Genomic DNA, 12,837 nt, shown 5'->3' with positions numbered 1-12,837 from the left:
GGGGCTGTCTCCTGGGTTGTGTCGCATCGCGCGCTCAACCCTATGCTGGGTTGGTGAGCAGCACTTCCACCCTCCCCGGCACGGCGTTCGAGGACGTCACCCGGTCCGAGGCCTCGCTGCGGCGGTTCCTGCACGGACTGCCCGGCGTCGACCAGGTCGGCGCCGAGGCCCGCGCCGCCGGTCTCGGGACCCGATCGATCAAGACCAGCGCCAAGGAGTTCGCGATCGACCTCGCGATCCGCATGGTCGACCTGACGACCCTGGAGGGACAGGACACCCCCGGCAAGGTCCGCGCCCTCGCCTCCAAGGCGATGCGCCCGGACCCGGCCGACCCGACCTGCCCGCCGGTCGCCGCGGTCTGCGTCTACCCCGACATGGTCGCCACGGCCCGCGAGACCCTCGGCGACGGCGGCGTGCACGTCGCGGCCGTCGCGACGGCGTTCCCGAGCGGCCGCGCGGCCCTCGACATCAAGCTCGCCGACACCCGCGACGCGGTCGAGGCCGGCGCGCACGAGATCGACATGGTGATCGACCGGGGCGCGTTCCTGGCCGGCCGCTACCTCCAGGTCTTCGAGGAGATCGTCGCCGTGCGACAGGCATGCGGCGACGCGCACCTGAAGGTCATCTTCGAGACCGGCGAGCTCCAGACCTACGACAACGTCCGCCGCGCGAGCTGGCTGGCGATGATGGCCGGCGGCGACTTCATCAAGACCTCCACCGGCAAGGTGCAGCCGGCGGCGACCCTGCCGGTCACGATGATCATGCTCGAGGCCGTCCGCGACTTCCGCGAGCAGACCGGCACGATGATCGGCGTGAAGCCGGCCGGCGGCATCCGCACGAGCAAGGACGCGATCAAGTACCTCGTGATGGTGAACGAGGTGGCCGGTCCGGACTGGCTGGACCCCGACTGGTTCCGCTTCGGTGCCTCGACGCTGCTCAACGACCTGCTGATGCAGCGCACCAAGATGAAGACCGGCCGCTACTCCGGCCCCGACTACTTCACGCTGGACTGATTCCCGTGCCCCAGAACCAGAGCTCTCCCTTCGAGTACGCACCCGCTCCCGAGTCGCGGAGCATCGTCGACATCAAGCCGTCCTACGGCCTGTTCGTCAACGGTGAGTTCGTCGACGGCCACGGCACGTCGTTCAAGACGATCAGCCCGGCCACCGAGGAGGTCCTCGCCGAGGTCGCGGAGGCCGACCAGGCCGACGTCGACGCCGCAGTGAAGGCCGCCCGCCGCGCCTATGACAAGGTCTGGTCGAAGCTGCCGGGCCGCGAGCGCGCCAAGTTCCTCTACCGGATCGCGCGGATCATCCAGGAGCGCAGCCGCGAGCTGGCGGTCCTGGAGTCGCTCGACAACGGCAAGCCGATCAAGGAGTCCCGCGACGTCGACGTCCCGACGGTCGCCGCGCACTTCTTCTACTACGCCGGCTGGGCCGACAAGCTCGAGTACGCCGGGCGCGGACCCGACCCCCGGGCGCTCGGTGTCGCCGGCCAGGTGATCCCGTGGAACTTCCCGCTGCTGATGCTGGCGTGGAAGATCGCCCCCGCGCTGGCGTGCGGCAACACCGTGGTGCTGAAGCCGGCCGAGACCACGCCGCTGACCGCGCTGCTGTTCGCGGAGATCTGCCAGCAGGCCGACCTCCCGCCGGGCGTGGTCAACATCGTGACCGGCGCCGGCGACACCGGCCAGGCGCTGGTGAGCCACCCGGACGTCGACAAGGTCGCCTTCACCGGCTCGACCGCCGTCGGCAAGGCCATCGCCCGGTCCGTCGCCGGTACCCGCAAGAAGGTCACGCTCGAGCTCGGCGGCAAGGCCGCGAACATCGTGTTCGACGACGCTCCCATCGACCAGGCCGTCGAGGGCATCGTCAACGGCATCTTCTTCAACCAGGGCCACGTCTGCTGTGCGGGCTCGCGCCTGCTGGTGCAGGAGAGTATCGCCGAGGAGCTCCTCGACCGCCTCAAGCGCCGCATGTCGACCCTGCGCATGGGCGACCCGTTGGACAAGAACACCGACATCGGCGCGATCAACTCGAGCGAGCAGCTCCAGCGGATCCGCGAGCTCTCCGACCTCGGGGACGCCGAGGGCGCCGAGCGCTGGCAGGTCGCCTGTGACCTGCCGGCCAAGGGCTTCTGGTTCCCGCCGACGCTCTTCACCGGCGTCTCCCAGGCCCACCGGATCGCCCGCGAGGAGATCTTCGGCCCGGTCCTGTCGGTGCTCACCTTCCGCACGCCGTCCGAGGCGGTCGAAAAGGCCAACAACACGCCGTACGGCCTCTCCGCCGGCGTGTGGACCGACAAGGGCTCTCGCATCCTGCACATGGCCAACCAGCTGCGCGCCGGCGTCGTGTGGGCCAACACGTTCAACAAGTTCGACCCGACCAGCCCCTTCGGCGGCTACAAGGAGTCCGGTTATGGCCGCGAGGGCGGCCGGCACGGTCTGGAGGCGTACCTCAGGTGAGCAGGATCGACGTCCGCAAGACCTACAAGCTCTACATCGGGGGCGCGTTCCCCCGCTCCGAGTCCGGCCACTCCTACGAGGTGACCGACAGCAAGGGGAGGTTCGTGGCCAACGCCGCTCTCGCGTCGCGCAAGGACGCGCGTGACGCGGTGGTCGCCGCCCGCAAGGCGTTCGGCAGTTGGTCCACGCGCACGGCCTACAACCGCGCGCAGATCCTCTACCGGGTCGCCGAGGTCATGGAGGACCGCCGCCCGCAGTTCGTGCAGGCACTGGAGCAGTCCGAGGGACTGTCCACCTCCAAGGCCGGCGCGGTCCTCGACGAGGCCATCGACCGGCTGGTCTGGTACGCCGGCTGGGCCGACAAGATCACCCAGGTGGTCGGCAACGCCAACCCCGTCGCCGGGCCGTACTTCAACCTCTCCACGCCCGAGCCGACCGGCGTGGTCGCCGTCCTCGCGCCCCAGGAGTCGAGCCTGCTCGGCCTGGTCAGCGTGGTCGCGCCCGCGATCGTCACCGGCAACACCGCGGTCGTGGTGTCGTCCTTCGACCGGCCGCTGCCGGCGGTGACCTTCTCCGAGGTGCTGGCGACGTCCGACGTCCCCGGCGGCGTGGTCAACATCCTGACCGGCTCCGCGGCGACCATCGGCCCGTGGCTGGCCGCGCACATGGACGTCAACGCCATCGACCTGACCGGCATCGCCGGTCAGGCGGCGCTGGCGGCCGACCTCGAGGTCGCGGCGGCCGAGAACCTCAAGCGGGTACGCCGCGCGCCGGACGCCGAGACGGACTGGACGCTCGACCCCGGGCTCGAGCCGATGACCGCGTTCCTGGAGATCAAGACCGTCTGGCACCCGATCGGCGTCTGATCGGGTGAAGGCACGCGTCATCGTGCTTGCCGGTCCCTCCGGGGCCGGCAAGTCCCGTCTCGCTGAGCGGATGGGCCTCCCGGTCCTGCGCCTCGACGACTTCTACAAGGACGGCGACGACCCGTCGCTCCCCCTCATCACCGAAGGCGCCAACGCCGGCATCCCCGACTGGGACGACCCGGCGTCCTGGCTGCTCGACGACGCCATGGCCGCGCTCGACGAGCTCTGCCGCACCGGTCGCGCGGTCGTGCCGGTCTACGACATCTCGACCAGCTGCCGCGGCGGCTCGCACACGGTCGACCTGGCCGGGCACGACCTGTTCGTGGCCGAGGGGATCTTCGCCCAGGAGATCGTGCCGCACTGCCGTGAGGCCGGGATCCTCGCGGCGGCGTACTGCGTGCGCCAGCACCCGATGGTGACCTTCTGGCGCCGGCTGACCCGCGACCTCCGCGAGCACCGCAAGCCGCCGCTGGTGCTGCTGCGCCGCGGCCTGGCGCTGATGCGCGACCAGCAGCGCGTCGTCGCCCACGCGGTCGCCCTCGGCTGCCGCCCGGTCACCGCCGACGAGGCCTACGCCGACGTGCACGCCCAGCTGGTCCCGTGACGACGCCGTGACCACGCCATGGCCGCGCCAGCCGGACTCCCGCACCTGCGGGCCGTCGGTGGTCGTGGTCCGCGAGGGGCTCCCCGGCCCGTGGCCGGACTTCGACGCCCGCGTGCTCGCGACGCACCGCGAGCTCAACCGGGTCTGGCCGCGTGCGCTCGGGACGACGCCGTGGGCGGTCGCCCGCCGCCTCGGCGGCCGGGTGCGCCGCTACCGCCGCGCGGAGGTCCTCGCCGCGCTGCCGCACCCGGTGCCCGTCTACCTCGGCAGCCGGTGGCTGCCGCGGCACGTCGTGCTGGTGCTGGACCAGCGCGACGGTGAGCCGGTGGTCTACGACCCCGCGCAGGGCGCGGTCGTGCCGATGGCGACGTCCCGCTGGCAGCACCCGTGGTTCGCGGTCCTGCCCCGCCTCACGCCGTCAGCTCGGCGTAGCCCGGCTTGATCACGCCCTCGATCACGGCCAGCCGCTCGTCGAAGGGCAGGAACGCCGACTTCATCGCGTTGATCGTGAACCACCGCAGGTCGTCGAGCCCGTAGCCGAACGCCTCCGCCAGCGACGCCATCTCGTGGCTCATCGAGGTGCGGCTCATCAGCCGGTTGTCGGTGTTGACGGTGACGCGGAACCGCAGCTTCTTCAGCAGCCCGATCGGGTGCTCGGCGATCGAGGCGGCGGCGCCGGTCTGCACGTTGGACCACGGGCACATCTCGAGCGGGATCCGCTTGTCGCGGACGTACGCCGCCAGCCGGCCCAGCACCACGCTGCCGTCGTCCTGCACGGTGATGTCGTCGATGATCCGGACGCCGTGGCCGAGCCGGTCGGCGCCGCACCACTGGATGGCCTGCCAGATCGACGGGAGCCCGAAGGCCTCGCCCGCGTGGATGGTGAAGTGGGAGTTCTCCCGCTGGAGGTACTCGAACGCGTCGAGGTGCCGGGTGGGCGGGTAGCCCGCCTCGGCGCCGGCGATGTCGAACCCGGCGACGCCCCGGTCGCGCCACGCGATCGCCAGCTCGGCGATCTCCATGGAGCGGGCCTGGTGCCGCATCGCGGTCAACAGTTGGCGGACGACGATCCGCCCGTCGGTGGCCGCGACGCCCTCGTCGAACCCCGCCTGCACCGCGGCGACGACCTCGTCGAGCGTCAGCCCCTCCCCGACGTGCTGCTCGGGCGCGTAGCGGACCTCGGCGTACACCACCCCGTCGGCGGCGAGGTCCTCCACGCACTCCCGCGCGACCCGGGTCAGCGCGGGCGCGGTCTGCATGACCGCGACGGTGTGGTCGAAGGTCTCGAGGTAGCGCTCGAGCGACCCGCTGTCCGACGCCTCCGCGAACCACTGTCCGAGGGACTCCGCGGTCAGCGCGCCGTCGACCTGCGGCAGCGCGTGCCCGACCTCGGCCGCGAGGTCGATGATCGTCTGCGGCCGCAGCCCACCGTCGAGGTGGTCGTGGAGCAGGACCTTGGGTGCCCGGCGGATCTGGTCGAGCGTCGGAGTCGGCGGGGTCATGGCACCGATCCTCGCAGAACCCAGTAGGTTCTCGGGTCATGCGCGTCTTCAACTCTCTCGACGAGGTCCTGGCCGCCAGCGGTGAGGAGCTGGGCACCTCGGACTGGCTGACCATCGACCAGGGCCGCGTGAACACGTTCGCGGAGGCCACCGGTGACCACCAGTGGATCCACGTCGACGTGGAGCGCTCCGCCGACGGGCCGTTCGGCGGCACCATCGCGCACGGCTACCTGACGCTGTCGCTGGTCCCCCTCCTCGGCAGCCAGGTGTTCTCCTTCGACACCCCCGGCGCCAAGCTGAACTACGGCGCCAACAAGGTCCGCTTCCCGAACCCGGTGCGCGTCGGCAAGCGGATCCGCTCGACGGTCTCGCTCGGCGACGTGACCGAGCTGCCGTCGGGTCTCCAGGTGACGCTCAAGCACACGATCGAGATCGAGGACGAGGCCAAGCCGGCCTGCGTCGCCGAGACCGTCGTCCTGCTGCTCACCTAGCCGCCGACTCGGCGCGGTCTCCGCTCGAGCGACCGCCCGGACGGCGCAATTGCGCTGCTTGAGCAACCCGGGCGCCGACTTCGCTGCCCATCCGACGCAATTGCGCCGCTCGAGCGACGCGCCCTAGGAGATCCGGTCGATGAGCAGCGGCGCCGGCTCGAACGGCGTGCCCTCTGCGGAGATGTCGTAGCCGCCCTCGAGGGACTCGAGCGCGCGACCGAACCGGTGCTCGTCATCGGTGAGCAGCGTGAACAGCGGCTGTCCCTCGGTGACGGCGTCGCCCGGGCGGGCGTGCCACACGACGCCGGCACCGGCCTGCACCGGGTCCTCCTTGCGGGCCCGGCCGGCGCCGAGGCGCCACGCGGCGAGGCCCACGGCCATCGCGTCCAGCCGGGTGAGTACGCCGGAGGACGGCGCCTCGACCACGTGTGACTCCCGCGCGGTCGGGAGCGCGGCGTCGGGGTCGCCGCCCTGGGCGGAGATCATCTGCCTCCACGCGTCCATGGCGCGGCCCGAGGCCAGCACCTCGGCCGGGTCGACGTCGGTGCGGCCCGCGCCGTCGAGCATCTCCCGCGCGAGGGCCAGGGTCAGCTCGACCACGTCCGCGGGTCCGCCGCCGGCGAGCACCTCGACCGACTCCTGCACCTCGACCGCGTTGCCGGCGGTCCGGCCGAGCGGCGTGGACATGTCGGTGAGCAGCGCGACGGCGTGCACGCCGGCGTCCTGCCCGAGCGCGACCATCGTCTCGGCGAGCTCGCGGGCCTGGTCGAGCCGCTTCATGAAGGCGCCGGTGCCGACCTTGACGTCGAGCACCAGCGCGCCGGTGCCCTCGGCGATCTTCTTGGACATGATCGAGGAGGCGATCAACGGGATCGCCTCGACGGTGCCGGTCACGTCGCGCAGCGCGTAGAGCTTCTTGTCGGCCGGCGCGAGGCCGTCGCCGGCCGCGCAGATGACCGCCCCGACCGACTCCAGCTGCGCGAGCAGCTCCTCGTTCGACAGGGCCGCGCGCCACCCGGGGACCGCCTCGAGCTTGTCGAGCGTGCCGCCGGTGTGGCCCAGGCCCCGGCCCGAGAGCTGAGGAACCGCCACGCCGCAGGCCGCGACCAGCGGCGCCAGCGGAAGCGTGATCTTGTCGCCCACGCCGCCCGTGGAGTGCTTGTCGGCGGTAGGACGTGACAGCTCGGAGAAGTCCATCCGCTCCCCCGACGCGATCATCGCGGCGGTCCAGCGGGCGATCTCGTCGCGCTCCATGCCGTTGAGCAGGATCGCCATCGCCAGCGACGACATCTGCTCGTCGGCGACCTCGCCGCGGGTGTAGGCGTCGATCACCCAGTCGATCATGCTGTCCGACAGCCGACCGCCGTCACGCTTGGTGATGATCACCTCGACCGCGTCATGCATGCGTCCCTCCCACGGGCACTCGGTGGTAGCCGCGCAGCACGAACGTGCCCCGGCTCTCGGGGTCCCCGGCCAGCGCGAGGTCGGGGAACCGCTGGAACAACAGCCCGACGGACTCGACGAGCTCCATCCGGGCCAGGGGCGCGCCGAGGCAGAAGTGGACACCGGCCCCGAACGCGACGTGCGGGTTGGGGTCGCGCGTCACGTCCATCTCGTCTGCGCGCTCGAAGACGGTCTCGTCCCGGTTGGCCGACCCGAGCAGCACCGCGATCTTCTCGCCCTCGGCGACCTCGACGTCGCCGACCGTGACCGGCGCGGTGGCGGTCCGCTCGAAGAGCTGGAGGGCGGAGTCGAAGCGCAGCATCTCCTCCACGCACGCCGCGACGTCGGCGCCCGGCCGCAGCCCGCGCCGCAGCATGGCGGTGAGGCCGTTGCCGAAGACGTTGACCGACGCCTCGTGGCCGGCGTTGAGCAGCAGCACGACGGCCGCGACGATCTCGTCCTCGGTGAGGTCGGTGGCAACCAGGTCGCTGACCAGGTCGTCGGCGGGCGCAGCTCGCCGTGCGGCGACGTGATCGCGCACCAGGCCGGCGAAGTCGGTGGCCGCGGCCACGGCGGCGTCGACGACCTCCTGGGAGGGCGAGACCTCGTACATCTTCACGATCGCCTGCGACCAGTCCCGGAGGTCGTGGGCGTACGACGTGGGCACGCCGAGCAGCTCGGCGATCACGAGGACGGGCAGCGGCTCGGCGTACTGGCCGACGACGTCGAAGGCGGCGGGGTCGACCTCGTCGAGCAGCGACGCCGCCAGCTCCCGCACCCGCGGGCGCAACCGCTCGACGTGGCCGCGGTTGAACGCCCCGGCGACCAGACGGCGCAGCCGCGTGTGCTCGGGCGGCTCGTTCTCCATCATCTGGTTGCGATGGAGGAGGTTGAACGGCTCGAGGTAGGCCGCCGGCTCCTTGTCGCGCCAGATCCGTCCGAACCGCCGGTCCCGCAGCACCGCGCTGACGGCGGCGTGGCTGAACGCGAGGTACATGCCCGAGGACTCGTGCCACGCCACCTCGTGGCGCGCCCGCTCCGCGGCGAAGGCCGGGTAGGGGTCGGCCACCACGGCGGCCGACCCGAGGTCAAGCGAGGTCGTCGGGGCCGAAGGCATCCGGCAGCACCTCGTCCATCCGCTTGATCCCGCTCACCGTCCAGGCCAGCAGCTCCGGGCCGCCGTTCTCGAACAGCAGCTGCCGGCACCGGCCGCACGGCATGATCACCTCGCCGTCGTTGTCGACGCACACGAAGTGGGTCAGCCGGCCACCACCGGTGATGTGGAGCTGCGACACGAGACCACACTCGGCGCACAGGGCCACGCCGTACGCCGCGTTCTCGACGTTGCAGCCCACCACGACCCGTCCGTCGTCGACGAGGGCCGCTGCGCCCACGCGGTACCGCGAGTACGGCGCGTACGCCTTCTCCATGGCGACCACGGCCTCCGCCTTGAGGGCGTCCCAGTCGACGTCGGTCGCGCTCACCCGGCTGATCCCTTCCGGTAGATCTGTCCGTCGGCCGCCGGCATCCGTAGTCGTTGCGAGGCGAAGGCGAGCACGAGGAGCGTGACGACGTACGGCGTCATGTTCGTGAAGTCCTGCGGCACCTCGTCGATCGCGAAGTAGAGCGCACCGAGACCGATCGCCACCACGCCGGTGATCACCGCCGCGCGCTGCTGCTGCTGACGGGCCTGCCAGATGGCCATGGCGATGGCGAGCACGGCGAGCGCCAGCAGCAGCGCGTGGACCGAGTCACCACCCTGGCGCAGACCGAGCGTCTGGGTGTAGCCGAAGAGGCCGGAGCCGGCGAGCAGGCCGCCGGGACGCCAGTTGCCGAAGATCATCGCTGCCAGGCCGATGTAGCCGCGACCGCCGGTCTGGCCGTCCCGGTAGTTGCTCGACGCGACCATGGCCAGGAACCCGCCGGCCAGCCCCGCCAGCGCGCCCGAGATGAGCACGGCGACGAACTTGTAGCGCAGCACGTGGACGCCGAGCGACTCGGCGGCCGACGGGCTCTCACCGCAGGAGCGCAGCCGGAGGCCGAAGGGGGTGCGCCACAGGACGTACCAGGTCACGACCAGCAGCAGCATCGCGATGACGACCAGCCAGGACAGGTTGGTCACCAACGCCTGCAGGGTGCTCGCCAGCTGGGAGACGAAGAAGATGTCCTGCCCGGCGAGGTCGCCGAGCGGGTCGCCGATGAAGGCGATGTCGATCGTCGGGACGTCGGGGATCTTCGGGGACTGCGTGGTGCCGCCGCCCGGCAGGTCGGCGAAGGTCAGCGAGGCGAGGTACTGCACCGCACCGAGCGCGATGATGTTGATCGCGACGCCGGAGATGATGTGGTCCACGCCGAAGACGACCGTGGCGACCGCGTGGACCAGGCCGCCGAGCATGCCGAGGAAGATGGCGCCGAGCACGCCGGCCCAGGCGCCGTAGTGGTAGCCGAAGTACGCCCCGCCCCAGGTGCCGAGGATCATCATGCCCTCGAGGCCGATGTTGACGATGCCGGCCCGCTCGGACCACAGGCCGCCGAGACCGGCCAGCATGATCGGCACGATCGCGATGAGCGTGGCAGCGACGGTGCCGCGCGAGACCAGGTCGTGGGCGCCGGTCACCGCCTCCAGCACCGAGAGCGCGAACAGGACGCCGAACAGCGCGGCGGCGAACCACCAGCGCGGCAGCCGGCGGGCTCGGGAGGCCGTGGCCGGGCGCGGAGCCTGCGTGGCGGTGGGGGCGCTCATGCCGAGACCTCCTCGGGCTTGTCGGTGCTCGGAGTGGCCAAGGCCTTGGCGACCTCCCGCTGCTCGAGCCGGACCCGGTAGCGACGGACGAGCTCGTAGGAGATCACCACCGTCAGCACGATGACGCCTTGGGTGATCGCGACGATGTCGGGAGACACGCCGACGAGGATCTGCAGCGGGTTGGACTGCTCGTCGAGGTAGGCGAACAGCAGCGCGCCGAGGGCGATCCCGATCGGGTTGTTGCGCCCGAGGAGCGCGATCGCGATGCCGGCGAAGCCCAGGCCGGACTGGAAGGTCGAGCCGTAGGTGTAGCTGTCCCCGAAGAGGATCGGGAGGCCGACGAGGCCGGCGAGCGCGCCGGAGATCATCATGGCCGCGATCGTCATCTTCGTGACGCTGATGCCACTGGCGACCGCTGCGGTGGTGGACTGGCCGGTCGCGCGCAGGTCGAAGCCGAAGCGGGTCCGGTTGAGCACGAACCAGAACAGGAACCCGCAGAGCGCGGCGATCAGGATGAAGCCGTAGATCTCGTAGTCGCCGAACGGCAGTGCGCCGATCCGGCTGCCCTCGGGGATCTCGCGGGTGCCGATGTCGTTGCTGCCCTCCTCGCGCACCGAGACCTGACGGAGCAGGTACGCCACCAGCCCGGTCGCGATGAAGTTCAGCATGATCGTGGAGATGACCTCGCTGACCCCGCGGGTGGCGCGCAGGACGCCCGCGATGCCGGCCCAGAGCGCGCCGACGGCCATCGCGCAGATGATCGCCAGCGCCGTGTTGAGGTAGCCCGGCAGCCAGGCCTCGCCGGCGACCACCGCTCCGGTGAAGGCGGCGACGCGGTACTGGCCGTCGACGCCGATGTTGAACAGGTTCATCCGGAAGCCGACGGCGACAGCGAGACCGGACAGGTAGAGCACCGTGGCGTTGTTGATGATGTTGGCCAGGTTGCGCTGCTCGGGCCAGGACAGCAGCTGGCCCCACACCTCGCCGACCGGGTCACCGGCGGCGATCAGCACCACGCTGGTGATCGCGAACGCCGCCAGCAGGGCCAGGCCGGCCGCGGCGAGGCCGAGCAGCAGGCTCAGCAGGCGTGGGTTGGTCATGCGGCGTCTCCTGCTCCGGTCATGGCCGAGCCGAGCCGCTCGGGGGTCACGTCGTCGGGGTCGAAGCTGCCCACGAAGCGGCCCCGCAGGATCACCTCGATCCGGTCCGAGAGCCCGATCAGCTCGTCGAGGTCGGCCGAGATCAGCAGCACCGCGAGCCCGTGACGGCGCGCGTCCTTGATGTGCCGCCAGATCGCGGCCTGCGCACCGACATCGACGCCGCGCGTCGGGTGCGCGGCGATCAGCAGCACCGGATCGCTGCTCATCTCCCGGCCGACGATCAGCTTCTGCTGGTTGCCGCCGGACAGCGCCCGGGCGAGCACGTCGGCGCCGGGCGTGCGCACGTCGTACGCCTCGATGATGCGTTGCGTGTCCTTGCGCGCCGCACCCTTGTCGATGAGGCCGTGGCTGACGCTCGGCGGGCGGGACTGGTGGCCCAGGATCCGGTTCTCCCACAACGGCGAGTCCAGCAGCAGGCCGTGGCGGTGCCGGTCCTCGGGGATGTAGCCGATCCCGCCCTCGCGGCGCTCGCGGGTGCTGCGGCCGGACAGGTCGGCGCCGTCGAGCTCGATCCGTCCCAGGGCGCCCGGACGCATGCCCATGATCGCCTCGACGAGCTCGGCCTGGCCGTTGCCCTCGACGCCGGCGATGCCGAGGATCTCGCCCCGGTGGATCTCGAAGGAGATGTCATCGAGCAGCGGTCGGCCCTCGGCGCTCGGCAGCGACAGCCCCGCGACCCGGAGAAGCACGTGCTCGGTCACGGTGGAGGCCTCGGTGCTCGGCGAGGGCAGCTCGGAGCCGACCATCAGCTCGGCGAGCTGCCGGGCCGTCACGTCCTGCGGCTCGACGGTCTTCACCGTCGTGCCACGGCGGACCACGGTGATCTCGTCGGCGACCGACAGGACCTCGTCGAGCTTGTGGGAGATGAAGATGACGCTGAGGCCCTCCGCCTTGAGGTCGCGCAGGTTGTCGAACAGCTCCTCGACCTCCTGGGGGACGAGGACGGCGGTCGGCTCGTCGAGGATGACGATCCGGGCACCGCGGTAGAGGACCTTGAGGATCTCCACGCGCTGGCGGGCGCCGACACCGAGCTCCTCGACCAGGCGGTCGGGCTCGATGCCGAGGCCGTAGGCGTCGGAGATGCGCTGGATCTCGGCCCGCGCCTTCGCGCCGATGCCGAAGAGCTTCTCGGCGCCGAGGACGACGTTCTCGAGGACGGTCAGGTTGTCGGCCAGCATGAAGTGCTGGAAGACCATGCCCACGTTGTTCTTGATGGCGTCCGCGGGCGAGTGCAGGGAGACCTGGATGCCGTTGATCTCGATCGTCCCCGAGTCCGGCGGCTGCACGCCGTAGAGGATCTTCATCAGCGTCGACTTGCCGGCGCCGTTCTCGCCGACGATCGCATGGATCGTCCCGCGTCGGACGTCGATGTTGATGTCGTCGTTCGCGATCACGCCCGGGAACCGCTTGCCGATGCCGCGGAGGCGGACGGCGACGTCGGGGGACGGTGCGCTGGGCTCCGCGGCGGGCGCGGCGGGGGTGGTCACGATCGCTGACCTCCTTGTCAGGTTCGGGCGAGACGCTACCGGTTCGTGCGCCGGAGACGGAACGGGCCCGCGGGGCT

13 protein-coding genes are annotated in these 12,837 nt (G+C 71.3%); 6 read left to right on the top strand and 7 right to left on the bottom strand.

Going from position 1 to position 12,837, the window contains the following annotated elements; genetic code table 11:
* The first annotated feature begins 53 nt into the window (after positions 1–53).
* From deoC to ACYQ0U_RS00915, 5 genes are read left to right on the top strand one after another with little or no spacing between them, the layout of a single operon-like run.
* Positions 54–1,013: a deoxyribose-phosphate aldolase gene (gene deoC / locus ACYQ0U_RS00935; protein WP_459968432.1), complete on the top strand. Its 960-nt coding sequence runs from the start codon at positions 54–56 to the stop codon at positions 1,011–1,013.
* A 5-nt stretch (positions 1,014–1,018) separates the two neighbouring features.
* Entirely contained in the window at positions 1,019–2,464 is a 1,446-nt protein-coding gene (locus ACYQ0U_RS00930; RefSeq protein ID WP_459968430.1) for an aldehyde dehydrogenase family protein, read from the top strand.
* On the top strand, positions 2,461–3,330 hold the full coding sequence (locus ACYQ0U_RS00925) for an aldehyde dehydrogenase family protein (protein WP_459968427.1): 870 nt from the start codon (positions 2,461–2,463) through the stop codon (positions 3,328–3,330). The genes ACYQ0U_RS00930 and ACYQ0U_RS00925 overlap by 4 nt, the downstream gene beginning before the upstream one ends.
* Before the next feature lie 4 nt (positions 3,331–3,334).
* Positions 3,335–3,934, top strand: a complete 600-nt coding sequence (locus ACYQ0U_RS00920; protein ID WP_459968425.1) for an ATP-binding protein — start codon at positions 3,335–3,337, stop codon at positions 3,932–3,934.
* 7 nt (positions 3,935–3,941) lie between these two features.
* The gene (locus ACYQ0U_RS00915) at positions 3,942–4,376 is read left to right on the top strand and encodes a cysteine peptidase family C39 domain-containing protein (protein ID WP_459968423.1); all 435 of its coding nucleotides are present in this window, start codon (positions 3,942–3,944) and stop codon (positions 4,374–4,376) included.
* Here the strand turns inward: ACYQ0U_RS00915 and ACYQ0U_RS00910 are convergent.
* Positions 4,345–5,436 carry an adenosine deaminase gene (locus tag ACYQ0U_RS00910; protein WP_459968421.1) on the bottom strand — a complete coding sequence of 364 codons (1,092 nt, stop codon included), beginning with the start codon at positions 5,434–5,436 and terminating at the stop codon, positions 4,345–4,347. The two genes, ACYQ0U_RS00915 and ACYQ0U_RS00910, sit on opposite strands and share 32 nt — an antisense overlap.
* A 38-nt stretch (positions 5,437–5,474) precedes the next feature.
* Between ACYQ0U_RS00910 and ACYQ0U_RS00905 the strand changes: the two genes are divergently transcribed.
* The gene (locus tag ACYQ0U_RS00905; RefSeq protein WP_459968418.1) at positions 5,475–5,927 is read left to right on the top strand and encodes a MaoC family dehydratase; all 453 of its coding nucleotides are present in this window, start codon (positions 5,475–5,477) and stop codon (positions 5,925–5,927) included.
* A 123-nt stretch (positions 5,928–6,050) separates the two neighbouring features.
* On the opposite strand, the gene ACYQ0U_RS00900 is transcribed toward ACYQ0U_RS00905, so the two are convergent.
* The 6 genes from ACYQ0U_RS00900 to ACYQ0U_RS00875 are packed head-to-tail and all read right to left on the bottom strand — an operon-like array spanning position 6,051 to position 12,760.
* Complete coding sequence (locus ACYQ0U_RS00900) at positions 6,051–7,331, bottom strand: thymidine phosphorylase (RefSeq protein WP_459968416.1); 1,281 nt, start codon at positions 7,329–7,331, stop codon at positions 6,051–6,053.
* The gene (locus ACYQ0U_RS00895; RefSeq protein WP_459968413.1) at positions 7,324–8,487 is read right to left on the bottom strand and encodes a cytochrome P450; all 1,164 of its coding nucleotides are present in this window, start codon (positions 8,485–8,487) and stop codon (positions 7,324–7,326) included. Before ACYQ0U_RS00895 ends, ACYQ0U_RS00900 begins: the two co-directional genes overlap by 8 nt.
* Complete coding sequence (locus tag ACYQ0U_RS00890) at positions 8,459–8,854, bottom strand: cytidine deaminase (protein ID WP_459968412.1); 396 nt, start codon at positions 8,852–8,854, stop codon at positions 8,459–8,461. The genes ACYQ0U_RS00895 and ACYQ0U_RS00890 overlap by 29 nt, the downstream gene beginning before the upstream one ends.
* Positions 8,851–10,113: an ABC transporter permease gene (locus ACYQ0U_RS00885; RefSeq protein WP_459968410.1), complete on the bottom strand. Its 1,263-nt coding sequence runs from the start codon at positions 10,111–10,113 to the stop codon at positions 8,851–8,853. The genes ACYQ0U_RS00890 and ACYQ0U_RS00885 overlap by 4 nt, the downstream gene beginning before the upstream one ends.
* On the bottom strand, positions 10,110–11,213 hold the full coding sequence (locus ACYQ0U_RS00880) for an ABC transporter permease (RefSeq protein WP_459968408.1): 1,104 nt from the start codon (positions 11,211–11,213) through the stop codon (positions 10,110–10,112). Before ACYQ0U_RS00880 ends, ACYQ0U_RS00885 begins: the two co-directional genes overlap by 4 nt.
* Entirely contained in the window at positions 11,210–12,760 is a 1,551-nt protein-coding gene (locus ACYQ0U_RS00875) for an ABC transporter ATP-binding protein (RefSeq protein ID WP_459968406.1), read from the bottom strand. Before ACYQ0U_RS00875 ends, ACYQ0U_RS00880 begins: the two co-directional genes overlap by 4 nt.
* Positions 12,761–12,837: the final 77 nt, after the last annotated feature.

The organism is Nocardioides pyridinolyticus, from assembly GCF_054653575.1.
This window is presented reverse-complemented; position numbering and strand designations above follow the sequence as displayed.